The sequence below is a fragment of the Nitrospira sp. genome (assembly GCA_029194675.1).
Lineage (GTDB): Bacteria > Nitrospirota > Nitrospiria > Nitrospirales > Nitrospiraceae > Nitrospira_D.
The window spans coordinates 1,164,232-1,189,954 of the sequence record JARFXP010000001.1; the positions used below are offsets into that span (position 1 = coordinate 1,164,232).

General features: G+C 55.9%; 25 protein-coding genes. 7 read left to right on the forward strand and 18 right to left on the reverse strand.

Annotation, left to right across the window (positions count from 1 at the left end; all coding sequences use genetic code 11):
• Window positions 1-31: 31 nt before the first annotated feature.
• From ftsA to rsmH, 14 genes are all read right to left on the reverse strand, one after another.
• Window positions 32-1,273, reverse strand: a complete 1,242-nt coding sequence (gene ftsA / locus P0120_05505) for a cell division protein FtsA (GenBank protein ID MDF0673782.1) — start codon at window positions 1,271-1,273, stop codon at window positions 32-34.
• Window positions 1,270-2,043, reverse strand: a complete 774-nt coding sequence (locus P0120_05510) for an FtsQ-type POTRA domain-containing protein (GenBank protein ID MDF0673783.1) — start codon at window positions 2,041-2,043, stop codon at window positions 1,270-1,272. Before P0120_05510 ends, ftsA begins: the two co-directional genes overlap by 4 nt.
• An 89-nt stretch (window positions 2,044-2,132) precedes the next feature.
• Window positions 2,133-3,110 carry a D-alanine--D-alanine ligase gene (locus P0120_05515; GenBank protein MDF0673784.1) on the reverse strand — a complete coding sequence of 326 codons (978 nt, stop codon included), beginning with the start codon at window positions 3,108-3,110 and terminating at the stop codon, window positions 2,133-2,135.
• Between the two features lie 21 nt (window positions 3,111-3,131).
• Complete coding sequence (murB, locus tag P0120_05520; GenBank protein MDF0673785.1) at window positions 3,132-4,076, reverse strand: UDP-N-acetylmuramate dehydrogenase; 945 nt, start codon at window positions 4,074-4,076, stop codon at window positions 3,132-3,134.
• A 6-nt stretch (window positions 4,077-4,082) separates the two neighbouring features.
• Window positions 4,083-5,573: a UDP-N-acetylmuramate--L-alanine ligase gene (gene murC / locus P0120_05525; GenBank protein ID MDF0673786.1), complete on the reverse strand. Its 1,491-nt coding sequence runs from the start codon at window positions 5,571-5,573 to the stop codon at window positions 4,083-4,085.
• Complete coding sequence (murG, locus tag P0120_05530; protein MDF0673787.1) at window positions 5,536-6,657, reverse strand: undecaprenyldiphospho-muramoylpentapeptide beta-N-acetylglucosaminyltransferase; 1,122 nt, start codon at window positions 6,655-6,657, stop codon at window positions 5,536-5,538. The genes murC and murG overlap by 38 nt, the downstream gene beginning before the upstream one ends.
• Complete coding sequence (gene ftsW, locus P0120_05535) at window positions 6,654-7,859, reverse strand: putative lipid II flippase FtsW (protein MDF0673788.1); 1,206 nt, start codon at window positions 7,857-7,859, stop codon at window positions 6,654-6,656. The genes murG and ftsW overlap by 4 nt, the downstream gene beginning before the upstream one ends.
• 170 nt (window positions 7,860-8,029) lie before the next feature.
• Window positions 8,030-9,439: a UDP-N-acetylmuramoyl-L-alanine--D-glutamate ligase gene (gene murD, locus P0120_05540; GenBank protein MDF0673789.1), complete on the reverse strand. Its 1,410-nt coding sequence runs from the start codon at window positions 9,437-9,439 to the stop codon at window positions 8,030-8,032.
• Between the two features lie 5 nt (window positions 9,440-9,444).
• A complete protein-coding gene (mraY, locus tag P0120_05545) occupies window positions 9,445-10,521 on the reverse strand; it encodes a phospho-N-acetylmuramoyl-pentapeptide-transferase (GenBank protein ID MDF0673790.1) in 1,077 nt (358 codons plus the stop codon).
• Between the two features lie 14 nt (window positions 10,522-10,535).
• Window positions 10,536-11,996: a UDP-N-acetylmuramoyl-tripeptide--D-alanyl-D-alanine ligase gene (locus tag P0120_05550; GenBank protein ID MDF0673791.1), complete on the reverse strand. Its 1,461-nt coding sequence runs from the start codon at window positions 11,994-11,996 to the stop codon at window positions 10,536-10,538.
• 40 nt (window positions 11,997-12,036) lie between these two features.
• Complete coding sequence (locus tag P0120_05555) at window positions 12,037-13,527, reverse strand: UDP-N-acetylmuramoyl-L-alanyl-D-glutamate--2,6-diaminopimelate ligase (protein ID MDF0673792.1); 1,491 nt, start codon at window positions 13,525-13,527, stop codon at window positions 12,037-12,039.
• Between the two features lie 18 nt (window positions 13,528-13,545).
• Window positions 13,546-15,264 carry a penicillin-binding protein 2 gene (locus P0120_05560; protein ID MDF0673793.1) on the reverse strand — a complete coding sequence of 573 codons (1,719 nt, stop codon included), beginning with the start codon at window positions 15,262-15,264 and terminating at the stop codon, window positions 13,546-13,548.
• Entirely contained in the window at window positions 15,264-15,596 is a 333-nt protein-coding gene (gene ftsL, locus P0120_05565; GenBank protein MDF0673794.1) for a cell division protein FtsL, read from the reverse strand. Before ftsL ends, P0120_05560 begins: the two co-directional genes overlap by 1 nt.
• A complete protein-coding gene (gene rsmH / locus P0120_05570; GenBank protein ID MDF0673795.1) occupies window positions 15,593-16,525 on the reverse strand; it encodes a 16S rRNA (cytosine(1402)-N(4))-methyltransferase RsmH in 933 nt (310 codons plus the stop codon). Before rsmH ends, ftsL begins: the two co-directional genes overlap by 4 nt.
• 260 nt (window positions 16,526-16,785) lie before the next feature.
• Between rsmH and P0120_05575 the strand changes: the two genes are divergently transcribed.
• Window positions 16,786-17,856 (forward strand): hypothetical protein, encoded by a 1,071-nt coding sequence (locus P0120_05575; protein ID MDF0673796.1) that lies wholly within the window; start codon window positions 16,786-16,788, stop codon window positions 17,854-17,856.
• Between the two features lie 8 nt (window positions 17,857-17,864).
• Here the strand turns inward: P0120_05575 and P0120_05580 are convergent, their stop codons facing one another.
• From P0120_05580 to P0120_05590, 3 genes are all read right to left on the reverse strand, one after another.
• On the reverse strand, window positions 17,865-18,887 hold the full coding sequence (locus P0120_05580) for a hypothetical protein (GenBank protein ID MDF0673797.1): 1,023 nt from the start codon (window positions 18,885-18,887) through the stop codon (window positions 17,865-17,867).
• An 83-nt stretch (window positions 18,888-18,970) separates the two neighbouring features.
• Window positions 18,971-19,468, reverse strand: a complete 498-nt coding sequence (locus P0120_05585) for a YajQ family cyclic di-GMP-binding protein (protein MDF0673798.1) — start codon at window positions 19,466-19,468, stop codon at window positions 18,971-18,973.
• A 147-nt stretch (window positions 19,469-19,615) separates the two neighbouring features.
• On the reverse strand, window positions 19,616-21,631 hold the full coding sequence (locus tag P0120_05590) for a carbon starvation CstA family protein (GenBank protein MDF0673799.1): 2,016 nt from the start codon (window positions 21,629-21,631) through the stop codon (window positions 19,616-19,618).
• 257 nt (window positions 21,632-21,888) lie between these two features.
• Between P0120_05590 and P0120_05595 the strand changes: the two genes are divergently transcribed.
• Window positions 21,889-22,311: a hypothetical protein gene (locus P0120_05595; protein MDF0673800.1), complete on the forward strand. Its 423-nt coding sequence runs from the start codon at window positions 21,889-21,891 to the stop codon at window positions 22,309-22,311.
• A gap of 326 nt (window positions 22,312-22,637) precedes the next feature.
• Here P0120_05595 and P0120_05600 read toward each other — a convergent pair whose 3' ends face one another.
• Window positions 22,638-22,790, reverse strand: a complete 153-nt coding sequence (locus tag P0120_05600; protein MDF0673801.1) for a hypothetical protein — start codon at window positions 22,788-22,790, stop codon at window positions 22,638-22,640.
• Between the two features lie 183 nt (window positions 22,791-22,973).
• On the opposite strand from P0120_05600, the gene P0120_05605 reads away from it, so the two are divergent.
• The 5 genes from P0120_05605 to P0120_05625 all read left to right on the forward strand — a co-directional run bounded on the left by P0120_05605 (window position 22,974) and on the right by P0120_05625 (window position 25,682).
• Window positions 22,974-23,765 (forward strand): nucleotide-binding protein, encoded by a 792-nt coding sequence (locus P0120_05605; protein MDF0673802.1) that lies wholly within the window; start codon window positions 22,974-22,976, stop codon window positions 23,763-23,765.
• 322 nt (window positions 23,766-24,087) lie between these two features.
• Complete coding sequence (locus P0120_05610) at window positions 24,088-24,384, forward strand: type II toxin-antitoxin system Phd/YefM family antitoxin (GenBank protein ID MDF0673803.1); 297 nt, start codon at window positions 24,088-24,090, stop codon at window positions 24,382-24,384.
• On the forward strand, window positions 24,381-24,674 hold the full coding sequence (locus P0120_05615) for a type II toxin-antitoxin system RelE/ParE family toxin (protein ID MDF0673804.1): 294 nt from the start codon (window positions 24,381-24,383) through the stop codon (window positions 24,672-24,674). The genes P0120_05610 and P0120_05615 overlap by 4 nt, the downstream gene beginning before the upstream one ends.
• An 8-nt stretch (window positions 24,675-24,682) precedes the next feature.
• Window positions 24,683-25,087, forward strand: a complete 405-nt coding sequence (locus P0120_05620) for a hypothetical protein (protein ID MDF0673805.1) — start codon at window positions 24,683-24,685, stop codon at window positions 25,085-25,087.
• 223 nt (window positions 25,088-25,310) lie between these two features.
• Window positions 25,311-25,682 (forward strand): hypothetical protein, encoded by a 372-nt coding sequence (locus P0120_05625; GenBank protein ID MDF0673806.1) that lies wholly within the window; start codon window positions 25,311-25,313, stop codon window positions 25,680-25,682.
• The last annotated feature ends 41 nt before the right edge of the window (window positions 25,683-25,723 follow it).

The following is a 25,723-nucleotide window of genomic DNA, read 5'->3' on the forward strand; positions in this document are numbered from 1 at the left end:
GACCCACCTGCCGCCCGCAAGGGTTCAAAGGTTAAAAGACCTCCAACACCCGTTTCGTCCACCCACGCATTTTGGCCCAGGTTCCCCCATTGCGAAGCCCGGCCGTTTCCAGTTCATCGACATGTCGCCGGCCGTGTAACAACAGACCGACCCCAGTCGAATGACTGGGATGGCCGACAATATCGCGCAATCCTCCCACACCGGAAGGCACGCCTCGTCGTGCCGGCAAGTTCAAGACCTTCTCGGCGGCATCGAGCATACCGTCCAATAAGGACGTGCCGCCGGTAATCACGACGCCGGCACCCAACATCCCTTCATAGCCGGCGCGCACAATTTCTCTCCGGACAAGCTCGAACATCTCATCGACACGCGGCTCCAAGATCTCGGCAATATCCCGCCTGGAAAATGTTCGAGCCGGCCGATCCCCAACCGACGGCACTTCGACGATCTGATGTCCGGTCACCAACTCAGTCCGCGCAACACCATACTGAGTTTTGATTTTCTCAGCCTCAGTCTGCGAGGTAAGGAGGCCGATGGCTAAATCCTTCGTCAAGTTTTGGCCGCCGATGGGAAGGACCGCTGAGTGACGGATGCTGCCGTCCAGAAAAATAGCCAGGTCCGTCGTTCCTCCTCCCAAGTCCACCATCGCCACGCCTAAGTCGCGCTCCTCTTGACTCAACACCGCCTCGCTGGACGCCAGCGGTTGGAGAATGATGTCGACAACGTCGAGTCCGGCTCGATTCACACTCTTCACGATGTTCTGAGCGGAGGTCACGGCGCCGGTGATGACATGCACGTTGACTTCCAAACGATTACCCGACAGACCCAACGGCTCGCGCACACCTTCCTGCCCATCCACCATAAACTCTCGCGGTAACACATGAAGAATCCGGCGTTCGTGGGGGATCACGGCGAGTGTCCGCGCGCTTTCGATGGCCCGTTGAATATCTTCGCGTGTCACCTCAGCCCGTTTCAGCGCCACGACACCCTTACAGTTTTCTGCGGAAATGTGACTGCCCGCAATGCCCGTGTAGACCGAGTTGATCTGGACGGCCGCCATCAACTCCGCTTCTTCGACCGCTTTCTTGATGGATTCGACGGTACTTTCGATATCAACGACGACTCCTTTCCGCAGGCCGCGGGAAGGACACGATCCGACACCGATAATGCTGAGTCCTCCGGCGTCGTTGATCTCCGCCACGATCGCACAAATCTTCGTGGTTCCGATGTCGAGTCCGACCAGAATTTGATCCCGCTTCGGCACCGCAATCACCCCCCTTCCCGTACGACGATTCGATTTTCGTACCGGAGGTCCACTTCGTTCGCTCTGCGTCCATGACCGTCAACGTTCAGAGTCTTGAGGGTCGGTTTGACGCGTCGGAATCGTTCCCACTGCTCTCCGACCGCTTCTGCACCGAACTGGAATCGCATTCCCTGGACAAGTGCGACAAGGTTTGACGGGTTTTCCACGTTCACTCGCAGCCGGCCTTCGAATGTTTGCCCGACCAATTTGGCAAGCTTGATACCCGACGCGATGACCTGTCTCACCGATTCAGCTCCTTCCAACAAGCCTTTGGAATCGATTCCCGTCACGAGAGGCAAGGCATCATCATCGGTCTGACCAAGCTTGGTCAGCACATGCCCCTCCACATCAGTCAGAAAGTTTTGGGAATCTGCACGGATGACGGCGGCAGGTATTCGTTCGACCAGGGATATGCGTAACTCATGAAACGGAACCCGGGTCACTTCGGCCTCTTTGACCCACGGATGAGATTCCACCCGCTCCTTAATAACTCTCGCCACAATATGATGGAGTCCTGTACCGGGTTTCACCTTTGCAAGCTCCAACACTTTCTGCTTATCGATGTGGTGCTCTCCTTCGACTGTGATCGTCTTGATTTCCAACAACGATTGGAGAGCAGGACCGGAATATCGCGTGCCCATCACGACGAGCCATGCCATCAGCCCCGTACCGGTCGCCAGTCCGACCCTTCGAACAAGAGCTTTCCGTCTGGCTATTGTTGCCCGGCTGGCTTCCTTCACTGCTCTCTCTCCTTGCGGCTCCTTCCACTGATTCTTTCGTGGCCCAGCTGGACGAGGTCGTCGCTTTCTTCCAAAGAATCGCATGACACTCACCCCTTTGGGACTACCCGTGCAAAGCGACTCGCGCGATCGAGCGCCGACTTTAGAATGTGTTCGACCAAGTCGTCATACGCAATTCCCGCTTGAGCTGCGGCCATAGGCAGCAGACTCGTTTCCGTCATGCCGGGAACCGTATTGACTTCCAACACATACGGGCGACCTCTCGGAGTGATGCGAAAATCTACACGAGCGGCTCCCTCGCAGCCCAATACCTCGTAGGTTCGTCTCGCTAACTCATTGATGCGGTGCGTCACCTTGGAAGGGAGCGGAGCGGGACAGAGATACCGAGTCCTGCCCTTCTGGTATTTTGCCGAGTAGTCATAAAAACCATCGGGCGCCACGATCTCAATGGCCGGAAGTACTTTCGGACCTTTCGCCGCTGTTCCCAGAATGGACACGGTCGCTTCATGTCCGGGAATATAACTCTCCACCATCACCTCTGGATCATAGCGATGAGCTAGGTCGAAAGCCTCCCCCCATTGGCCGGCTCGGCGCAAGACGGAGACGCCGATCGTGGATCCCTGTGAAACCGGTTTGACGACAATCGGTAATGTCAGTTTTGCCTGCCTTAGGACCTTCGCCAATGACGGCCTGTCGCATTCCCGCACAACGGTTCCGACCGGGAGCGGAATACCATGTGCGGCCAATATCATTTTTGTGGCCGCCTTATGCATTCCCACGGCACTCGCGCGCACGCCGGAGCCGGTATAGGGAATTCCCAATGTCTCGAGAAATCCCTGGACCGTTCCATCTTCACCGCCCGGTCCATGCAACGAGAGAAAGGCGATGGCGACTTTGTGGTCCTCCAAATCCCGGTACAAACGATCGGTGACGTCGATAGTCACCGCGTCGTATCCCCGACGGATCAGCGCCTGATAGACGGCCTGACCGGTCTTCAACGAAATCTCCCGCTCCGAGGATCGTCCTCCCATGAGCACGCCGATCCGGTCATGTGTCAGTCGACCCATCGTCACGACCATCCCCTTTCGCTATGCTTCACCCACGATATTCAATTCCAGCTCCAATTTGATCCCCGTCTGTTGAGCGATTCGAGCGCGCACCCTCCTGATCAACGAAAGCACGTCGGCGGCGCTGGCATGCCCTTGATTCACGATAAAATTGGCATGCTTGGTTGAAACCTGTGCATCACCGACCGATGTTCCTTTGAGTCCTGCCGCTTCGACGACTCGTCCAGCCGAATCATTCAGTGGATTCTTGAACACACAGCCGGCGCTCGGTAGCGCAAGCGGCTGCGTATCACGACGGTAATGGAGATAGTCCTTCACAACCTTTTCGATGTCCGCCCGCACTCCCGCCCTCAACTGCAGCCATACTCCGACGACAACACCCGGCGGCAACGTCGCCCGACGATATCGAAATTCGATTGCCTCTGCCGGGCAGTCAATCAGTGCACCTTTTGGCGATACGATCCGGACGGCTTTCACCGCGTCCTTCATTTCACCGAGTCTGGTCCCTGCATTCATCACGACACAGCCTGCGACAGTGCCGGGAATACCAGCCGCCCACTCCAATCCGGCCAAAGACCGACGGATAGCCTGGCCGATCAGCGTCGGCATGCCGACGCCGCCTTCTGCATACAACACGGCTCCCGGTTCTGCTTTGATCGCGCGTAATTTTGCCAGATTGACCACCACACCTCGAATTCCTTTGTCACGAACGAGGACGTTGGTGCCACCCAATACAAAGATCGGAAGTTTCTGTGCGCGCGTCTGCTTTGCAAGACGGACAATATCCTCGACATCGGCCGGTTCCACCAACACATCGGCCGGACCACCGATGTGGAACGATGTGTACTCTTTAAGCGGTGCATCGAAGCGAACCAGCCCGCGAACGCCCGCCACGGCAGATTCCAATCTGTGTTGTACTCGCAACGGTCGTACCTTCGTTCCATCCGTTTGCACTCGCGGCTTCATAAGCCATCAAGCAGACTCAAGCCGGGAAAGAATCCCGGTTCCAGCCTTCCAGATATCACCCGCGCCCAGTGTGAGGACGAGATCGCCCGATCTTAGATGGGGGAGTACCTGATCCGGCAGCATTTCCTTGCGCTCGATAAAGCTCACCGATGGATGGCCTGCCGACTTGATTGTTTCAGCGAGGACGGCTCCAGAAACTCCCGGGATCGGCGATTCACCAGCCGGATAAATTTCCGTCGTGAACAGCAGGTCGGCATCATCAAAGGCATGCGCGAACTCTCCGATACAATCCCTCGTCCGGCTGTATCGATGCGGCTGAAAAAGAACTACTAATCGGCGGTCCCAGCCCTGCTTGGCGGCAACGAGGGTCGCTTTCACCTCGGTGGGATGGTGGCCATAGTCGTCGACCACCATGATGCCACCGGCTTCGCCTCGCAAATGAAACCGCCGCTCGACTCCCGTGAAGGCCGCCAGCCCTTTGCGAATCAGATCTACAGGAATCTCCAACTCGAAACCGATGGCAATGGCAACCAACGCATTTGAAACGTTGTGGATGCCCGGCACGGCCAATCGGAAGGGGCCAAGATTCTTTCCACGAAAATACGTCCTGAACTCGGCACCCCATTGTCTCAGGCTGACGTCGGTCGCCTTGAAATCCGGTGCCACCCCGTCCCGATCGCGAAGCCCGTAGGTGTGATATCGTTTGACCAAGCGAGGGAACAGTGCGGTCAGATGATCGTCATCGGCGCACAGCACCGCCAACCCATAAAAGGGGATTTTGTTGATGAACTCCAAGAAGCTTTCGTTGATGCGTTCCATCGACCCGTAGTGGTCAAGGTGCTCGCGGTCCAGATTGGTCACCGCCACGATGGTCGGGGAGAGCCGAAGAAACGATCCATCGCTTTCGTCTGCCTCGGCCACAAGCAAGTCGCCTCGTCCAAGCCTGGCGTGACTGCCCAAGGCGTTGACCTTGCCTCCAATGACCATCGTGGGGTCAAGACCACCCTGCGCCAACACGTTCGCGACCATTGATGTTGTGGTGGTTTTTCCATGAGCGCCGGCTATAGCCACCCCAAACTTCAGCCGCATCAGTTCCGCCAACATCTCTGCCCGCGGAATCACCGGAATCTGCTTCGCCTTCGCGGCTACAACTTCGGGGTTACTCACCGCCACGGCGGAAGAAATGACCACAACTTGAGCCTCCCCCACATTGGACTCCTGATGACCGATGAACACTTTTCCACCGAGTTCTTCCAGTCGCTTCGTCGTCTCCGAAGCGTGCAAATCGGAACCGGTCACTTTGTATCCCATCGTGAGGAGGACTTCTGCGATGCCGCTCATACCGGCCCCGCCGATGCCGACGAGATGAATCTGTTGTGTCTTGCGAAAGAGCGTCATACGGTTTAGCCTTTGTCGTCCCGCAGAAGTCTGTGATCGAATCCCCCGTTCCCCAACAACCTTAACCTCCGGTCGCTCTCGCAGGCTGGTTGATGTCATGTATCACTCCCATCAGCGCATAACATTCATCGACGATCACTTCACCGGCATCGATTCGCCTCATCTCCAAACTCTTCCGTTGCATCGTCTCCAGTCGCTGCGGATTCGATAAAACAGCTTCGATCAGTTCGCCCAGCTTCCCTCCGGTAAGTTCTGCCTGCGGAAGAACAATGGCACCTCCCGCCGCTTCCATCGCTCGCGCGTTCTTCATCTGATGATCATAGATAGCCGTCGGCAGAGGAATCAGAATCGCGGCTTTCCCACAGGCCGTCAGTTCGGCGATGGTCATCGCACCGGCGCGAGCCACCACCAGATCGGCCGTCCGAAGAACGGCGGGCATCTCGTAGAGAAAAGCGACGACCTTGGCTTGGATACCCAGCGATCGGTACACATCTCTGACTCGTTCAAAATCTCCCTCTCCGGTTTGATGCGTGATGGTCAGGCTGGGAAGACGTTGGTTCAGTAGAGGTAACCCTTCCAGGACCGCGGTATTGATGGCCCTGGCTCCTTGGCTCCCGCCGAAAATCAACACGTGCCGGCCATCCTGCTTGGTTGACGCGTTGTCGGTTGGTTGCACCAAGAACTCCTGTCGGATCGGTGTCCCGACGAGGCGAACCTTTCGTTGGTCAAAGAAAATCCCGGCCGACTCAAAGGCCAAAAAAATCCTCTGAGCAAATGAAGCGACGACTTTGTTGGCCAGTCCTGGATGGGCATTTGGCTCCAAAATCACGCGGGCAATTCCTTTCAAGGCGGCAGCTACCAACATGGTCGGACTCGTATAGCCACCTACTCCGATGACTAAATCAGCCCGCCGCCGCTTCAAAATGTCCAGTGATTGCCGGATCCCGATAGGCACAGAAAGCACTCCCTTTACGACATCCAGCAGTCCCTTACCCATGACTGGCTTCGCGGTGATCAACGCTAATTCGAATCCCTCATGAGCGAGCACCTTGGACTCGACCCCGCGCACCGTCCCCACAAAGAGAATGTTTGTGGAAGGATCGCGGCGCAGAAATTCTCGAGCCAGCGCGACGGCCGGATAGAGATGCCCACCGGTCCCACCCGCGGCAATCACAATCGTCATCGTCGACTCGCCCACCCACGTCCGCTTTGCCGTCTCGTCTCTTCTCGTCCAGCCTGACGATCCCGCGAAATGTTCAACAAAATCCCTACTCCGATCAGGCTGATTACCAAGGAAGATCCGCCATAACTGACGAACGGCAGTGTGAGGCCTTTGGTCGGCAACAATCCCGTCACGACACAGGCGTTGATCAGCGCCTGTATACCGATGAGCGTCGTAATGCCGATTCCCAGATAGCGACCGAACGGAATTCGAGCTCTGGTGGAGATCTGAAATCCCCGGATCACGAAGAGTGCAAAGAACAGAACGATGATCCCCGTTCCAAGGAACCCCAGCTCTTCGCCGACGAGTGCCAGCACAAAATCGGTATGCGCTTCCGGGAGAAAGAACAGTTTCTGCTTGCCTTCCCCCAATCCGACGCCGAAAAGTCCCCCGCTGCCGAATGCGAGAAATGATTGGTTGATCTGGAACCCCGTTCCGGTCGGATCCTGCTCCGGATAGAAAAATGCGATGAATCGTTGCCAGCGATAGGGTGATGACCATATCAACACCGCCACCCCAACCAAAGCAACCGGCACGAGACTGAGAAGATGGGTGACCCTTGCTCCACCGAGGAACAACATGCCAGCCGTCACCAATCCGAGCACCACAATGGTCCCCAAATCTGGTTCCATGAGAACCAACCCACTGATGACCCCAATTATGAGCAGCACCGGCAGCAGCCCTGTTGAGAAATGTTGAAGTCGATCTTCGTTTTTTGCGAGGTACACGGCCAGATAGCTCACCGCGATCAACTTCGCCACCTCGGCCGGCTGAATCGAAATAAACCCCAGCCGTAACCAACGCCGGGCCCCATTGGCGGCAACACCGATCGATGGAATAAGGACAACCACCAGCAACACGATGATGAGACCGAGGAGAGGAGGCGCAAGACGCTTCCACCATATGTAATCGACCCGGGACGCCGCATGCAGAAGCACCAAACCAAACGCCAGCCATGCCAGTTGCCGCTTCAGGTAGTACCAGGAGTCGTGGAATCGATTGCCCGCCACCACAGCACTCGCGCTGAAGACCATCACAAGGCCGACCAGCGTCAGGGTGATGGTCACGAACAGCAACATATGATCCATCCCCACCCGCTTCGGAGCGCGCGGGCTGACGGTAGACCAGGGCAAGGCCAAGGTCCCTGCAGATCTTTGTGGCATCTTCCTGCGTCAATGCTCCTCTGCCTTGCAGGCTGTCGAAAAAGTCCGCCAGCGGCGTTCTCGCATCGCTTAGAGGCTCAACGTACGACCCAAAGTACGCTTCGCCTCCTCGCTCGCTGCGGCCTTGCCGGACGGCCTTTTTGAACAGCCTGCGAGCTCTTGTGAGTCGACTACACCGGCAAGGATTGCACGAGAGTTTTAAACTGTCGCCCCCGATCTTGATAATCTACGAACATGTCGAAACTTGCACAGGCTGGCGAGAGAAGTACCTCATCGCCGGCGTCAGCTTCGGATGCCGCCAATTCAACGGCCTCCCGCAATGTGCCTGCTCGTTCGATCGCCTGATAGCCTTCCATCGCCTTCGCAATCAGCGGCGCCGCTTCACCGATCAGAATGAGCCGCTTCACTTTCCGATGAATTGTGGGAGCCAACCGAGAAAAATCCCCTCCCTTGTCGCGTCCACCGGCGATCAGCCAAATCGGTTGATCGATGCTCTCCAATGCTTTGAGCGTCGCATCCACGTTGGTGCCCTTAGAATCATTGATGAACCGTACGCCCCGCCACTCACGAACGACCTCCAACGCATGTTCCAATCCAGGAAACTCACTGAGGACCTGACGAATGATACCGAGCGGACACCCGCTCAAGAGCGCATAGGTTGCAGCCACCATGGCGTTTTCGATGTTGTGATTGCCGATGATCTTGATCTCGTTCCGCGCACAGATCTCCCGAGTCCGGCCTCCAATGGTCGTCATGATGCGATCTCGATCGAGATAGGTTCCCCCTGTCAGATCAGAAGGCAACGTCTGGGTCCTCGTAAAACCGAGTACGTTGGCCCTCGCGCTTCGCCGCAGAGGTGCCACCCTCGAATCATCCAGATTGAAGAGGGCGTAGTCGGACGGAGTTTGGTTCTCGAAGATTCTGTTTTTGGCCGCGACGTATTCGTCGATCGACTCATAGCGATCCTGATGGTCCACCGTCACGTTGAGAATCGCGGCAATCCATGGATGAAACTGCTCGATGGTTTCCAGCTGGAAGCTGGACACTTCCACGACCAACGCGTCGTACGGGCATGGACCGCCCATCTTCATGGCTCGCAGCGATTGTACGGCGGCTTCACTGATCGCCGTGCCAAGATTCCCGCCGACAAATATCCGCTTTCCACTCTCTTGCAGCATCCTTCCGATCAGTGTAACCGTCGTGCTCTTCCCATTGGTGCCGGTCAAGGCCAGAATAGGAGCGGAAAGAAACCGCGATGCGAGATCAAGTTCGCTGATGACCTTCGTACCTCGACGACGAACCCGTTCAAGGGCCTCCAACCGATAGGGAACTCCAGGACTAACAATCACAAGTTCAGCCTGGTCGAGAGCCGATTCATAATCACTGCCCAGCACGAGCCTGGTTGCCGCCTGATCCAGAGATCCAAGCATTTCGAACAGCTCTCCTCGATCTTTCCGGTCGGCCACCGTCACCAACGCTCCGGCCTCCTGCAACAAGCGAACAGCCGCTACGCCGCTCCGTGCCAGTCCCACGACTGTGACGCGAGCTCCTGTCAACTGCGTGATGTCCATCCCCACCATGCCCATTACCTCAACTTCAGCGTGCTCAAACTCAAGAGAGCCAGCAAAATGGCGATGATCCACAGACGCACGACGACTTTCGGTTCTTCCCAGCCTTTCATCTCAAAATGGTGGTGAATCGGAGCCATGAGAAAGATTCTTTTCCCTCGGGATTTGTATGAAGCAACCTGAAAAATGACCGAGACAGCCTCGATCACGAAGACACCACCAACCATCAGCAGCAACAACTCATGCTTGCTGATGACCGCCACCGTCCCAAGGGCCGCTCCAAGCGGGAGTGAACCGACATCTCCCATAAAGACGGAGGCCGGATAGGTATTGAACCAAAGGAACCCCAGACTTGAACCGAGGATGGCTGCCGTAAAGACCGCCATCTCTCCGGCACCGTCGATGTGGGGGATCAGGAGATACTCCGACATCAACCGGTGACCGGTGACGTAGGCGACCACGGTGTACGCCAACGCCGCAATCATCACCGGACCGATCGCCAGCCCATCGAGACCATCAGTGAGGTTGACGGCATTGGAACTTCCAACGATCACCAAAACGGCAAAGACAACATAAAACCATCCTAAATCGGGCATGAAATTCTTGAAAAACGGCACACTCAGCTTCGTGGTGTAGCCGGGCAGCGAGTACAAAATCAGCGCCACGAGGAGCGCAATGGCTATTTGAGCCGTGAACTTTTGCGATGCCGAGAGTCCTTTCGAACGAGCCTTGATGAATTTGAGATAGTCGTCCACAAACCCAATGGCGCAAAACCCCAGCGTCGCGGCAAGAACCAGCCAGATATGGGGACGTGAGATGTCGGCCCAGAGCAGCGTCGACAGCGTGACCGCAAAGATAATGAGGATGCCGCCCATCGTCGGTGTTCCACTTTTCGCCAGATGTCGCTTTGGACCGTCGTCACGTATTTGTTGCCCCAGCTTGATCTCTTGAAGCTTGCGAATCACCCACGGCGCGAGCACGAATGCGATCAGGAACGCCGTGACGGCGGCGTAAATAATGCGAAAGCTCTGATAACGAAAAACATTTAGAAACGAGAACTTTGTGTGGAGCGGATAGAGCCAGATATACAGCATAGCCTGGGCGACCGTTACGAAGCCTTTTTCGTCGTACGTGTTGCTCCTCGGAGTGCGTCAGCGACCAGCTCCAATTTCATGCCGCGCGAGGCTTTGATCAGCACGGTATCACCCGCTCTTACGACAGTTTTCACGGCGGCCGCGGCGGCGCGTGCATCCGGCGCTTCGAGAATATGGGATGGATCCAGTCCTGCCTGTTTCGCTCCTGTGGCGAGACTTCGCCCTAACCCGCCGCAAGCCACCAGCAGATCGACTCCTTGGCGTGCCAAGAATCTGCCGACTTCCTCGTGCATCTGATCGGCATTCGGACCGAGTTCCAGCATGTCTCCAAGAACTGCAATTTTTTTTCCTTTCGCCTCCGTTTGCACCAGCAATTGCATCGCCGCTTTCATGGAGGCAGGATTTGCATTGTAACAGTCGATGATCAACTTCACGCCCTGCTTGACTAAGACCTGTGACCGCATGGCAGCGGACCGGAAACGGGACAGCCCCTGAGCGATGACCCCACCGGGCAAACCCAGGATAGAACCGACCGCTCCAGCCGCCAAGGCATTCGTGATGTTGTGATCACCCTGGACTCTAATATGAACAAGGGCGTGGCATACTGTTCCTGGTAACAGCAGCTGAAAGATCGTCCCATTGCGGCCGTCGGATTTCACATCCCTTGCCCGCACATCAGCCTTTGATGAAAGGCCGAATGACACCACACGACATCGAGGGCGCGCGGCAAGATAGTCGTAAAACGGATCATCTGCGTTCAGGATGGCGGTCCCATCGCAAGGAAGCAGATCGAGCAACTCCGCCTTTGCTTGAGCTGATACCTCCATGGTTCCGAAAAACTCCAAGTGGTCGGGGCCGATGTTCGTAATGATCCCGATCGTGGGTCGGGCTATTTCACACAGCCTGGCGGTCTGGCCGAGATTATCAACTCCCATCTCGATGACAGCCCCCTTGTGTCGATCGTTGAGGTGGAGCACGGTCTGCGGAACGCCCACACGGTTGTTCAGGTTGCCTTCGGTCTTGAGAATCTTCCAGCGCTGGGCCATGACATTGGCGACCATTTCCTTCGTCGTCGTCTTGCCGTTGCTTCCCGTGACAGCAACGACGGGGATTTGAAATCGACTTCGGTGGTACGCGGCCAACTGCTGGTAGGCATGGAGCGGATCGCTGACGCCGAAGATAAATGGTTGGGTGCGCTTCGAGTCACAGTTCAAGGCAAGCCTCGACACATCATAGGAATCGAGCACGATCGCTCCCACCGCCCCGCGCGACAGCGCTGCGGCCACAAAGTCGTGGCCGTCAAATCGATCTCCTCGCAGTGCGAGAAAGAGATCTCCAGGTCGAAGAGACCGAGTATCCAGGCTGATCCTCCGGATACGGTGCTTTGTCCAACCGGTCCCTTCACCGGCCAAGACCCTCGCGCTGACTACTTCCCGCAATTCTTCGACGGTAAACAGAGTCATCTGATGTTTCAAGGCACCGACCGGCCCCTGCTCGCGTGAGCTAGACGCGGGTTCAGAGTCGTTCGATGGCGTCGCGCGCCACCTCGCGATCATCGAAATGAACTTTCTTCGTGCCGATGATCTGGTAGTCTTCATGCCCTTTACCGGCGATCAAAACCATATCCGAACTGCGGGCCTCACGCACCGCCTCTTCGATGGCTTCTCGCCGATCAGGCACTTTTCGGTACTGTACGTGTGGCCGTTGCCGCAGCGCCTCGATCACCCCGACTTCGACTTGTTCCAGAATTGAGAGGGGGTCCTCGGTTCGAGGGTTGTCTGAAGTCAATATCACGACGTCACTGTAGCGCACGGCCGCTTCTCCCATCTTCGGCCTCTTTCCACGGTCACGGTCTCCACCGCACCCGAAGACTGTGATGATGCGTCCCGTTTTCAGCGCTTGTGCCGCCGTCAGCAATCGGACGAGCGCGTCTTCGGTGTGGGCGTAATCCACGGCCACTGTAAACGGCTGGCCTGCGATCACACGTTCGAACCGTCCCGGCACGTTCATGATCTTTGCCACAGCCTCACGAATTTGCGCAGGAGTGGCCCCTTCGTGAAGCGCAACCCCGATGGCGGCTAGCAAATTGTAGACATTGTGCTCGCCCACGAGCCGACTCTCGATGGGGAAGCTTCCGACCGGAGTCGCGGCGGTAAAGTTTGTTCCCTGAAGAGACAACCGCACCGCTTCAGCTCGCAGATCCGCCTTGGCCTTTATTCCATAGGTCCAAACCGGCGCTGGGCTTCGCTCGACAATACGATTTCCATAGGGGTCATCGATGTTGATGATCGCTCGCTTATTCGCCTTCAGCCCTCTCTTCAATCCTGTAAAAAGTCTCAGTTTTGCGCGAAAGTACTCCTCCAAGGTCTTGTGAAAATCGAGATGATCCTGAGTCAGATTCGAAAAGACCGCCACGTCAAATTCGCATCCGCTCGTGCGATCCTGCGCCAGAGCATGAGAAGACACTTCCATAACCGCCGTGGTGCATCCGCCTGCGACCATCTTGGCAAGCAGCTGTTGCAGCTCAAGAGAACCTGGCGTCGTGTGCGTCGCCGGCATCATGCGCTCACCGATCTGATAGACGACGGTTCCGATCAAACCCACCGGATGGCCCAGGGTTTCCAGGAGCGCTTTGCAGACATACGTCGTGGTGGTTTTTCCGTTCGTCCCAGTCACGCCGATCATCCGAATGTGCGACGAGGGATCTCCATAGAAGCGGCTTCCCAGCAAACCGAGTGCCTTTCTGGAGTCGTCAACGCGGACGAACGTAAGAGACACCTCCCTCACCGGCTGCTGCGACACTAATACGAGCATTCCTCTTCTCTTCGCCTCTGAAATAAATTCATGTCCATCGACCCGCTCGCCTTTTGCAGCTACAAAGAGACTGTCGGCAGAGACGGCCCGAGAATCATCGGTGATCGCATGTACGGACAGGTCCAAGTCTCCGTGACGATCAAGAATCTTCACCTGTCCTTCCAGCGCCTGAAGCAAGGTTGCCAAGGTCATCGACATGTCCAAATACGATCACAATCTTCGCGACGCCATCGCCAACATGACAGGCTCATTCGGCGGCACGCCTAAGTAACTTAACACCTGTTCCCCAACACGGCTAAACACGGGAGCGGCGACAGCCCCACCCCATGCATCACGTTGAGGTTCATCGATCACCACGATCATGGCCAGCTGAGGGTTGTCTGTGGGTACATATCCGGTGAAAGATGCGACAAATCGAGTGGCCGAATAGGAACCTGTTCGGGAGTCGATCTTTTGGGCCGTACCGGTTTTGCCGGCCGCCCGGAACCCTCGGATAGCCGCCTTCGCGCCGGTGCCGTCCGTGATGACACCTTCAAGAATCTTCGTCACGCTGCGCGCCGTTTCCGGAGAAATGACCCGTCGCTTGGCTTGAGGAGGTATCTGTCTAAGGATGTGGCCATCAGCATCTCGTATTTCTGAAATCACATAAGGTTTCATCAACACGCCCCCGTTTGCGATAGCCGCGACCGCAGCTACCATTTGAAGCGGAGTCACACCTATCTCTTGCCCTATGGAGATAGACGCGACTGAACGACGCCCCCAGTCTCTTGGATTTCTCACCAATCCGGCCCCCTCTCCCGGAAGGTCGATCTCCGTTCGCTGTCCGAAACCGAACGCTTGGAGATATCGATAGAGACGCTGTTGCCCCAGCGCCATACCGGTTTTCGCCGCTCCGATGTTGCTGGACTTCTGAATCACCTGCGCGAAAGAGACCCATCCCAGTCGCTCATGATCATGAATCACGGTGTTCGCGACCGTCATATGACCATGCTCACCGAATACCATCGTATTCGGCCGTACCACTCGTTCCTCAATGGCGGCGGCAGCCATCATCGCCTTCATCGTAGACCCTGGTTCATAGGCATCCGTAAGCGCTCTGTTTCGCCAGCGATCAGGGCTGAGAGCCGATACGGTGTTGGGATCAAACCGCGGACTGACCGCCATGGCCAACACCGCTCCGGTCTTTGGATCGAGCACGATGATTGTTCCTGACTTTGCCTGCGCACGTCCAACCGCGTCCTCAAGCTCTCGCTCAGCGATATACTGAATCACCTCATCGATCGTAAGCGTGAGGCTATGGCCGGACGTCGGACTTCCTTCCGTCATTCCCTTGGGAAACACCGTACGCCCCAGGGCATCACGTTGCAGAACCATCATCCGCTTTTCACCGCGCAAGTGCGATTCGTAGCGATGCTCGACGCCTTCCAAACCCTCACCGTCCATTCCCGCAAAACCCAACACATGAGCCAGGAGCGGCCCTTTGGGATAGAACCTCCTGCCTTCCATTACAACACCAATTCCATCAAGCGACAAACGATCGAGTTGACGCCCCTGCTCAGGATCCAGCTTTCGAGCCAACCATACGAAACTCCGGTCCTGTCGAAGTTTTCGTTCCAACTCCTCGGTCCTCACATGCAGAATCGGCGACAACTGTCGAGCGGTCTTGAGAGGGTTATCCAATGTGTTCGGAACTCCGAATACGGACGGTACTTCCACATTCATGGCCAGAATCTTGCCGTGTCGGTCGACAATCGTACCGCGCGCCCCTTCCAACGTCACCGTCTTTTGATGCTGTCGATCAGCTTTGACCGAGAGTTCAGCCGCTTGCAATACTTGCAACGTGACCAACCGGAACAGAACCACCCCAAAACCAGAGAGCAGCAGCAGCAATAGGACATACCGACGACCGCGAGAAAGAGAGCCGGCCATTAGAGCCTCCCGCTGGGAAGATAATTCCTGGCGACTTTCAGCCCAACCGGCGCAATATCCGGGGGATGGAAACCACGCGGCCCGGACTGAACCACTACAATCTGCCCTTGCTGAGGCAAACTCATACCGAGTTTTTCAGTCGCCAATTTCGCGATCCGGTCGGAGGCACTCAATGCGGAAACCTTGACGCGGAGTTCATCCCGTTGACGTTCCAGCGTCGTCTTGTCACGCTTCAACCGCTCGATTTCATAACCGATCCGAACCACGTCTACACGCTCCCACACAAACACCAACACGAGACAGAATCCTACAAAAGCGGCGACGGTCTTCATAAAAGCCCCATCCTCGGTTGACGTTCAGCGACTCGCAATTTCGCGCTTCGCGACCTGGGATTCGCTTCACACTCTGCCTGAGAAGGAAGAACCGGTTTCTTGGTGAGTATGGAAAGGGCGGCTTCCGGTCCTTGCGAGAGGGACCGGAAAGCATGCTTGACGATACGGTCTTCGAGGGAATGAAAGGAGATTGCGCAGATTCTTCCCCTGGAGGCCAGCACTTCGGTTGCATCTCGAAGCGACGGCTCCAAGAAATCCATCTCATGATTCACCGCAATCCGTAGTGCCTGAAATGTCCGCGTTGCACAATGGATCCGTCCGTGGCGATAAGACGCCGGCACGGACCGAGCGATGATGGAAACGAGTGCTCCTGTGGTCTCGACCGGACGGTGTTGCCTGCCCTGCACGATTGCTCGAGCAATTCGCCTGGCATATCGCTCCTCTCCATGCTGAAAGATGATGTCCGCGAGCTCGTGTTCGGAACTGCGGTTCACCAGATCGGAGGCAGTTTCCCCGATCGTTTGGTCCATGCGCATGTCAAGCGGACCTTCTCGCTGAAAGCTGAACCCTCGCGATGGATCATCCAACTGTGGAGACGAAACCCCAAAATCGAAAAGCACACCATCGACCGTCGCGATTCCGGTTTCAGCAAGATGCGACTTCAAGTTCCGAAAATTCCCCTGTCGCAACACAACACGGTCTCCGAATCGGTTCAAACGCCGCCGACAGAAATCAATGGCTTGAGAATCTCGGTCCAGCCCTATGACCGTGGTCTTAACTGAGCTGGCTGTTAGGAGCATTTCTGCATGCCCACCATATCCCACCGTACAATCCAAAATCGTCCTTGATCGATCAGAAATAAGCCAGAAACACACTTCTTGTCCAAGCACAGGAACATGAAAGCCTTCGCTTGAATTACTATTTCCCACTACTCTCCACTTTTGCCCACGTCAAGCGAAGTATACTCGCGCATTTTTGGTTGTCAACTGACTTTTAAGTTACTTAGTGAGTTTAATGCAGATGCAGGAGAAAGGATAACCGACCACGTGGAACTGATCGGGCCCGATCAATTTGTTTTCAATTACAACAAGCTACGTCCCAGTCCTGTAGCCAGTACCGAAATATTCCTAGCCCATCCGACTCGTAGAGTTTCGTTGACTTCAAGGAGTTTCGATTAGAGAATGCTTTCATGTATACCTGTCATTCGATTTGCTCATACTCAAGACAGTTCCTGTTCCTCATCGTTCCGTTCGTCTGTTTAGAACAGGCCGTTGCAAAGGATTTCAATCCTAATAATCCGCTCAACCAGCCGGCACCGATCTATTGGTGCTCAAGCAAGACGCCCGACCAGCAGATTTCGACGAAAAAGAGCTCGGAGTGCGAGGCACTCTACGACCAACAGGCGGCAGAATCTTTCAGAGAAAGTGCACGCCAACAGGGATTCGATCTCCCCGACCGAGATCCGATAAAGATCGTGGACTTGCAGAATGTAGCCTCCAAATTTTCAGGTCGCTATCGGGCGTTTGTCTCATGCTGCCTGACCGAGAGTGACGCCCCGGAACAAATCGTTAACCTAATCGATGAAGCTAACCACATACTCAAAGCCGTACAACAAAAGGGCATTTTCAATTCCACCGGATTCGGTGTGGGATCTGGAAACTCCGGATTAGGCGGGGGCCCCGGACAAAGCCCGAAGCTCGGCACGTTTGCTCGACAATTCACGCTCAGCGAGATTGTCGGAACCGTCGCACAAGCACGTGCAAAACTGTTTCGACTCAAGGGACACCTGGATAAATTGAACGAGGCACAGCAAGGTCTCAGCGAAGTCGACTATGAAGCCAGCGGCCGAGCCAAAGCGCAGATCCAAGCGGATGAAGAGACGATCAAGAAGGAGTTCAAAGCCAAAAGTCCGCCATCGTCAGCACCGACCGGGATGGAGATTCAAGACACGACATTGCGCTCACGCATTGGAGGAGACATCGAGGACACCAAGTTGAATTCACACTTCGGTGCGGACATCGGAGCCTCGGTATCTCCCTATAGCAATGTGGCAGAGTCACTTCGCCCGCGGAGAGGGGAGGATGTACAGGACAGCCAACTCCCGCATCGGCCAGGGACGGACATACAGGACACCACCATGCCCAGCAGCATCGGCTTCGAAGTCGACCGCGCCCAAAATCGTGACGGAACTTCCGCACTTCCGCAACGCGGAGTCGGTGCCTCTATCGGAGACTCCGACCTGAACAGCCGGAGACGATAGCCCCATGCTTACGACTTACCCACAAGCGCGGGCATCGCCTCCCAAGTCTCCCCCGCATCTTTGCTGCGATACAAACCGCTGCCGTTCGTGCCGGCATAGAAGACCTTCGACTCCGTCGCACTTTGTGCGATTGTTCTGACGTTTGTGGTCACAAGCCCACTGTTCATCAGCTTCCACATCACACCGCCATCCTCGCTGCGATGCACTCCATCGCGCCCCGTTATGTAGATCACGTCTCGACGCGTTCGATCCAGCACCATGGCAACAATCATCTGGTCGGCAAGCGACTCTCCGATTCGCTTCCAAGACCTGGCCGCATCCGTTGATTTATACAGCCCCGCGAGCGTGGCCGCATAGATGGTATCGGGCTCGTATGGATCGACCAGGACCGAAGTAACATTCAGCGCCCGCGACGTTTTCAGCATATCCGGTGGAACTAAACCGTTGTTCACTTTTTCCCAACGGCCGGCTTGGTCTATCGACTTGTAGACGCCGCCGCTGGTGCCGGCGTACAGAATGGAAGGTCTGGTCGGATCCATGCCCAGCGTCACAACCATCAATACCTCTTTCATCCCTTCCATTTTCTTCGTCCAATGCTCACCGCCGTTCTTGGTTTCAAACACGCCCATCGTCGTGGCAAGGAAGATGTGTTGCGCATCGGCCGGATCGAAGAGAAACTGATTCACCACGGAGGTGATTGTCGCATCATCAAGCCCGGAACGCATCGAGGTCCAGCGCTGCCCACCGTCATGGCTCTTATAGACGGCATCGCCCTTCGTCCCTGCATAGACCGTCGCGGGATAAACAGGATCGATCGCCATGGCGATCACACGGGAGTAACTCATTCCTTTGGACAGATTCGTCCATGTCTGCCCGCCGTCACGAGTCTTATAGATATAGTCGTTCGTCGCCACATACATGATATCCGGATTCTTCGGATGGAGTTGAATGACGACGATTGCATCGCTGCGATCGCAGCCGCAGAGCGCGACAACCAAAAGGAAAAGTAGACAGGATGGCAGCCGCCACATGAGCAGGCACCTTAACCTAGGAATCTCCGTGGTGCGCACTCGGTGAGCACGGAAACCGACACGGGTGCCGTTCCATTCTTCACTCAGCGATAATTCGTAAACTGCAAGTCGATGCCGAAATCTTCGCCCTTTAAGAACGCGATCGCGGACTGCAATTCATCCTTGCTCTTGCCCAACACCCGCACTTGTTCACCCTGAATTTGCGCTTGGACTTTCAGTTTGGAATCTTTGACCGCTTTGGTGATCTCTTTCGCTTTGTCCGAGGCAAGTCCACTCTGAATTTTGGCCACTTGCCGCACAGTCCCGCTCAATGCCGGCTCAATCGCGCCCTGTGTGAACGCTTTCAGCGATACGCCGCGTTTCACACATTTGGCCTTGATAATTTCCTGCACCGCCTTCAGCTTGTACTCATCATCCGAAACGACGGCCAACTCTTTTTCCTTTTCCTTCAGCGTGATCTCCGTCTTCGAGTCCTTGAAGTCAAACCGCTGCTTGATCTCCTTCGTCGCCTGATCCAATGCGTTCTTCAGCTCTTGCATATTCACTTCCGACACCACGTCGAATGAAAACTGATCAGCCACAACTGCCTCCTTCTGTTACTTTCTAATTCCAAAGAGCGTCCTGGTCGATCTCCTACTGCGCGCATGCACCGAGCAGCTCCCTTAACTGATGAATATGATAAACCTTGTGTGCAGGGTGCGCGAGCACGGGAGATTGGCCAGGGCGCTCTAACAGCACCCGGTCCCATGCGGCAACTTAAAGCCCTTCTCAGCATCGCAATGGATTGCCGTCTGCATCCGCCCTGCTGACCCTCCACCCGCCAACACCACTACCTCGCTGCTCGTAAACGGCTTCTTCAAGACCACATAGCCATACCACTGCCTGATACTGTCGCTCAAGACAACCAAACCCAGCACCGCCACCAGTGCTACCAACACCGCGTCCAGATAGAGGGCAAAGGCCTGTCCCGCCGCCAATGATCCGGCTTTCTTCAAGAACATCCAAAACATTTCGTAAGATCCAGTCAATGTAATCACGCCCACGAAAAGCATCGGCAGCGCCGTCACCCAGAGGTAGGGAGACTTCCACATCTTGATCAACACTGTCGTCCCAATGCAGAGCGCCAGCATACCCAGCAGCTGATTCGCGGCACCGAACATCGGCCAAATCGTCGAAATGCTCCCTGTTCCGATCAAATAGGCCCAGGCTCCCACGACCAGACCACTGCTCAATATAACGCCCGGCACCCAATTCATTCGGCGAAAGGGCGCATAGACCCGCCCCGTCATTTCTTGGATGAGATACCGTGCTACGCGCGTTCCCGTATCAATCGTCGTCAGGATGAATAACGCCTCGAACACCAGCGCGAATTGATACCAATAGGCCATCAAGCCAGACATGCCGGGTAGTGCGGAAAAGATGGACGCCATGCCGACCGCCAACGACACAGCTCCACCCGGGCGTCCGGCAACATCAACTTCGACCAATTGAGACAACTCGGCAATCCGCGACGGTACAAAACCCATGGCCGTCAGCGCATCCCAATCCAATGTCGTATTAATCGCCAGATAGTCGCCGGGAATCAGCACCGAGGCCGCGATCAACGCCATCACACCGACGAAACTTTCCAGCAACATCGCTGCATACCCCACCACCGCTTGCGATTCCTTCTCGATCATCTTGGGCGTTGTGCCGGACGACACCAAGGAGTGGAAACCTGAGATCGCCCCGCAGGCAATCGTGATGAAGAGAAAGGGGAAGAGCGTGCCTGGGATAATCGGACCGCCACCATTTGCAAACGTCGTGACGCGCGGCATCTCGATCGTCGGTGCCATGAGGATGACGCCGAACCCGAGCAGAAACACGACTCCAAGCTTCATGAAGGTCGAGAGATAGCCGCGCGGCACCAGCAGCATCCAGCCTGGTAACACCGAGGCGAGAAAGCCATAGCCGGCCAACAGCCAGACCAGCGCCGGCTTGTCGAACTCGAAGAGCCACGCATAGGATGATTGAGCGACCACGCGGCCAAAGAACACTGCGGCCAGTAATAGAACGATACCGAGCACCGACACTTCCGCGATTGCGCCTGGGCGAAACCTCTGGAGATAAAAGCCCATGAGGAAACCGATCGGGATCGTCATCGCGATCGTAAACGTACCCCAGGCATTGTGATAGAGGGCATTCACGACGGCAAACCCCAAACCCGCCAACGCGACTACCACGATAAAGAGCACTGCCACCGCAGTTGCCGTCCCGGTGATGGAACCCAATTCATCGTGCGCAATCTCGGGGAGGGAGCGCCCGTTGCGCCTCATGGAAGCCACTAGGATAATGAAGTCCTGGACCGCGCCAGCGAGCACCGCGCCAATCACCAGCCAGAGAAAACCGGGCATGAATCCGAATTGCGCGGCCAAGACCGGACCAAGCAAGGGCCCCGCCCCTGCAATCGCAGCAAAGTGGTGGCCGAAGAGCACGACCTTGTTGGTGGGGTGAAAATTCACGCCGTCGTTCAACCGCACCGCCGGCGTCACGTGTTGATTGTTCAGTCCAACGACTTGCTTGGCCAGCCATCGCCCATAGAACCGATAGGCCAGCACATAGATACAAGCAGCTGCAACGACCAGCCAGAGCCCATTCACCTTCTCAGAAGGATTAACAGCACCGACAACGTGGGCAAGCGCGAGCGCACCAAGCACGGAAAGCAACAGCCAGAGCAGACTCACTGCCGCGTTCATGCGCGGCATAGTACCACAACCATCTAAGTCTGTACTCTCTTCTCGCACTTGCAGGTTGCGAAGGACAGCATCACTCTGTATGGTGACAAGAGCTGTCCATTCGCCACTCATGTGTAGACCTTTCCCTATGATCCCACAGGACGCCGCGCAATCAGCCACCGCTGCCGCACGGCGCTCGCGGCCTGCGGCTGGAGCCGATAGCCCCGTCCACGCCTCGGCGCGCGTCTGGTCCTTGCAAGTCGTTGGCTGGAAGGACCGGTGATCTCATGGGCATGCTATCAGCGATACGCTTTGAATCAGGCTTCCTCAACGTAGAGGCAATGGGGAAGTTTTCGTTAGCAGAGGCTAAACGAAACTTTGTAGAAATCCTTGAGGCTGTTGCCCGGCACAATACCAAGAGAGTGTTCTTTGATGGCCGGAAGCTCGTCGGAAAACCTGAAACCATGGAACGCTTCTATTTCGGCGAATTCGTCGCGCACACGATCAGGGACTTTGCACAACGGGGTGTTTCCCCTTCCACACAATTCGCCTATGTACTAAAAGAACCAGTGCTTGACCCGCGGAGGTTCGGCGAAACCGTTGCAGTGAACCGTGGCATGCTTCTCAAGGCGTTCGATAAGCCTGAAGACGCGCTCCGATGGCTTGGAATATCACAAGCCACCAAGCCGGATGCAGGCGATGGCAAATAGCCGCGCCCGATCCGGGTCGATGGACCGCCACTCCGTTAGGGCCAGGGCCGGGCAGCTCTTACACGAACGCGATATAGCCCTCCGGCTCTTCTTGAAATACGGCAGTCAATTGCTCTTTCACAAGAGAGAATTTTCCTTAGGAGTGGAATAGACCAGATTGGGTAGAAGTAAGCCCGCAACGAGCCTCGACCTGCTTGCCCTCAAGAGGCATTGATGCGTATGGGGGATCAGGCTCAAAATGCCCCTGGTCTTCGCAAGGAGTTTTAGGTCGCCCTCCGTGAGATCGTATTCTCCCCCGGGGCCTATCGCTTCCGCCGCCGCGATCGTCAAGATCGGTCTGATCCGCTTCCCACCGCCAGCAGACTGTAGCGCATGCTTTCGTGCAAGGTTGTCGGTGGGGTAACAGACGGGGGTGCGACGAGATCGAGAAATCGATCGACATCGAATCGTTTCTGTTCGGAATACTCCTCGATGTTCATATAGTCTGTATTCCTGAGAACTCCTCAACTCGCACGGAGAACAACCAACGATGGGGGATGAGTCAAACGGTAGAAGTGATCAACCAGCATCCGTCCTAGATGAGTCTTGACGGAATTACTGGATCAGCGGAGAATGCGCCGCGTTTCATCAGCGCCTGTCCGGCTGAGTGATCATTTACGCCTATGAGCGACCTGTCTAATGTAATGGCGAAACTCTCCGGAATTCGGAAGGCCATCGCCGCTGTAATGAGCGAGAACGTAAGCAGAAACCGAAGTGGGGGGCAAGTTCTCACTCGGGCGAATTTCCGCCCGGAGCTGGTTCAACACTACTTTGCTCAGGCCGCCGGTCACCTTGAGACACTAAAGAAGCTACTTCCCGATCTCTATGCCGACTTCCAACCCATAGAGACTGAGCCCGATACTACGATGGTCTCTACTGTCCCGGGACAGCCCGCACCTGTGCATTTCTCTCGTGCACAGGTCGAGCGCCTCGTTCGCGATATTGATCAAGTCTTTGAGATACGTGCGAACAGTGAGCTGGAACAACCTAAGCAAGAGGCAGCTCGACGCGTTTTCATTACCCATGGGCGTTCGAATGACTGGCGGGCTGTACAAGCGTTTATCGAAAAAGATGTAGAGCTGCTGACCATCGAGCTTGCGCAGGAACCAAATCTGGGCCGAACAATTATTGAGAAACTGATCGAGAATGCTGCTCGGTGTGACAGTGCTGTCATCGTGATGACTGGTGACGATGTTGCGAATGAGGACGAGGCTCGGGTTCGCGAGAACGTGATGCACGAGATCGGTTTTTTTCAGGGCCGCTATGGTAGAAATCTTGTCGTCTTGCTGCATGAGGATGGAGTAAACATCCCTACAAACTTATCCGGGGTGGCTTACATCCCCTTTCCGAAAAACAACATTGAAGCGGGATTACACGTGCTACAGCGAGAGCTAAAAGCTATCTACAAGTTCTGAATTTTGACGATTCTTCTTCCATTATGGAGAATTACGACTGGCGTTTCGAGGCGGCGTCTGCCATCTCCCGGTTTGGGGGAACCAACACAATGCCATCGTGCAGGACGATCCCGATCGCTGACGAGGAGAAACAATGGGATCGGAAATAGTTTTCTGATTGCTCGTCGTGATGACATTACGCCTAGCCCCAATATGTTCACGGCTCACGCACTCCCCGATTCGCATCGCGCAGCGGCCACCGTTCTCTCAATTTGACGGCATCCCTTCTGCCACTATATGATCATGACCAGAATTATGGTCAATATTGAGAACGAGGTTGGTTATGGCAAAAACATTACCGTTGTCGGAGGTGAAAACCCGCTTGCCGGAGCTTGTGACGGCGGTGCAAGAGCGCGAAGAGGAAGTGGTCGTGACGAAGAACGGCCGTCCGGCTGCCGTTCTGATCAATGTTGACGAGTACACTCGCCTCAAGGAAACGTTGGATGTCCTCAGCGATCCCGCGCTTATGAGTCAAATTGCCGAGAGCTGGGCGTTTTATAGGAGGAAGAACAACGGGCTGTCGTTTGAGGATGTGTTCGGCGAACCCTTGACGCCCAACAAGAAACGCCGCTCGGCGTGACCCTCTTCCGTCCGGACATCCCTCCGCATGTGGCGGAGGTGATTCGATCGCTCCATCCCGATCTGAAACGGTCGATCAAGGCGGCCATTCGTGCAATTGCTGCTGATCCCGAATGTGGAAACCCGCTCCAGCGAGAACTCGACGGGCTCCGAAAATATCGCGTTCGCCGCTTTCGCATCGTCTATGCCGTCGATCGGAAGGGGCGAGTCGTTCACCTGATGGCCGTCGGCCACCGTCGACATGTGTATGAGGAGCTGACCGAGCAACTGCGCCGAAAGGGACTAAAATAGGGAGGCTGGTGGAACTCATCTGTGTGGCGGCTGTGGCGCAGCTGAAGCGGAAACTTGATTCAGGAAGCCCGGCTACCCCTTCGCTTGTTTTTCCGCCGGTCGCCCCGCTATACTCCCTTCCCATGAGTATTCGAAAAGCCGGTGGCGAGTGGGAGCCGATGACGCTTCCGATCGAGCCGCGCCTTTGCCGGGTGTGCCGAGAAGACCTCTATCGGGACAAGACGATGCTCCGGGGAGGCTGGTCTCGTTGCACGGTCTGTGACGAGTTTGTTCATTACAGTTGCCTTGCCAGTGGGAAGGTCTCCTTCTTAAAAGCACGCCCGCGGGTGTGCAAAACCTGTCGTTCGATCCAGGAGGGGGCCGTCTCTCCTTCTCCGAAGAAAGATGAGGCGCCCGTGGGGGCCATGCTCTGAATTCCGGTTCTTCGTCCCACCCTCTGCTCGGGCGCCCGGGGTGACATAGCGCTTTTCAGAAGTCTCACACCATTTCACAGGAGCCCGCAGGCTGGTCAAAAAGGCCGTCCAGCAAGGCCGCAGCAAGCGAAGAGGCGAAGCGTACTCTGAGCCGTACGTTGAGTCTCTAAGCGCCGCGAGAACGCCGCTGGCTGGCTTTTTCAACAGCCTCTGCTAGACGATCATGGCGCAGGTCATCCGTAGCGGGGCGTTTCTGCAACAGTGCTGGTCGGTCCATCCCCTGTGTGTGACCATCAAGCGAATGACGGACGAGCGTGCGGTGGTGCTCTCCTGCAGTTCATGCAAGTCGGCCCATTATCTAACGGTTGCCACGGTCAGTTCAAAAGAGCCCTCGGCGTCACGAAGGCCCGAAGAGGACGCACCGAAGGATGAACAGCACGGCGAGGCGCTCCTTAAAACTTGCGTCTCGACACATCATACCTCGCTGTCGCTTCGTGAAATGGATGTGTTTCAGGATCTCGTGCGGTTGCGCTGTGCCGACTGCCGACGGCAGTACGAGCTGACGGTCTCGGCGTTTGAAACGCGCCACAAGTAGCTTGAGAATGTTGCAAAAGCTCTCCAGCGTCGTTCTCGCAT

What these genes read in the sequence shown, in the direction of transcription:
- P0120_05515 (MDF0673784.1), bottom strand. Translation starts at nt 3,110, where the DNA reads ATGGGTCGACTGACACATGACCGGATCGGCGTGCTCATGGGAGGACGA.
- murB (MDF0673785.1), bottom strand. Translation starts at nt 4,076, where the DNA reads ATGAAGCCGCGAGTGCAAACGGATGGAACGAAGGTACGACCGTTGCGA.
- murC (MDF0673786.1), bottom strand. Translation starts at nt 5,573, where the DNA reads ATGACATCAACCAGCCTGCGAGAGCGACCGGAGGTTAAGGTTGTTGGG.
- murG (MDF0673787.1), bottom strand. Translation starts at nt 6,657, where the DNA reads ATGACGATTGTGATTGCCGCGGGTGGGACCGGTGGGCATCTCTATCCG.
- ftsW (MDF0673788.1), bottom strand. Translation starts at nt 7,859, where the DNA reads ATGCCACAAAGATCTGCAGGGACCTTGGCCTTGCCCTGGTCTACCGTC.
- murD (MDF0673789.1), bottom strand. Translation starts at nt 9,439, where the DNA reads ATGGTGGGGATGGACATCACGCAGTTGACAGGAGCTCGCGTCACAGTC.
- mraY (MDF0673790.1), bottom strand. Translation starts at nt 10,521, where the DNA reads ATGCTGTATATCTGGCTCTATCCGCTCCACACAAAGTTCTCGTTTCTA.
- P0120_05555 (MDF0673792.1), bottom strand. Translation starts at nt 13,527, where the DNA reads ATGACCTTGGCAACCTTGCTTCAGGCGCTGGAAGGACAGGTGAAGATT.
- P0120_05560 (MDF0673793.1), bottom strand. Translation starts at nt 15,264, where the DNA reads ATGGCCGGCTCTCTTTCTCGCGGTCGTCGGTATGTCCTATTGCTGCTG.
- ftsL (MDF0673794.1), bottom strand. Translation starts at nt 15,596, where the DNA reads ATGAAGACCGTCGCCGCTTTTGTAGGATTCTGTCTCGTGTTGGTGTTT.
- P0120_05575 (MDF0673796.1), top strand. Translation starts at nt 16,786, where the DNA reads ATGTATACCTGTCATTCGATTTGCTCATACTCAAGACAGTTCCTGTTC.
- P0120_05580 (MDF0673797.1), bottom strand. Translation starts at nt 18,887, where the DNA reads ATGTGGCGGCTGCCATCCTGTCTACTTTTCCTTTTGGTTGTCGCGCTC.
- P0120_05590 (MDF0673799.1), bottom strand. Translation starts at nt 21,631, where the DNA reads ATGCCGCGCATGAACGCGGCAGTGAGTCTGCTCTGGCTGTTGCTTTCC.
- P0120_05595 (MDF0673800.1), top strand. Translation starts at nt 21,889, where the DNA reads ATGGGCATGCTATCAGCGATACGCTTTGAATCAGGCTTCCTCAACGTA.
- P0120_05600 (MDF0673801.1), bottom strand. Translation starts at nt 22,790, where the DNA reads ATGAACATCGAGGAGTATTCCGAACAGAAACGATTCGATGTCGATCGA.
- P0120_05605 (MDF0673802.1), top strand. Translation starts at nt 22,974, where the DNA reads ATGAGCGACCTGTCTAATGTAATGGCGAAACTCTCCGGAATTCGGAAG.
- P0120_05610 (MDF0673803.1), top strand. Translation starts at nt 24,088, where the DNA reads ATGGCAAAAACATTACCGTTGTCGGAGGTGAAAACCCGCTTGCCGGAG.
- P0120_05625 (MDF0673806.1), top strand. Translation starts at nt 25,311, where the DNA reads ATGGCGCAGGTCATCCGTAGCGGGGCGTTTCTGCAACAGTGCTGGTCG.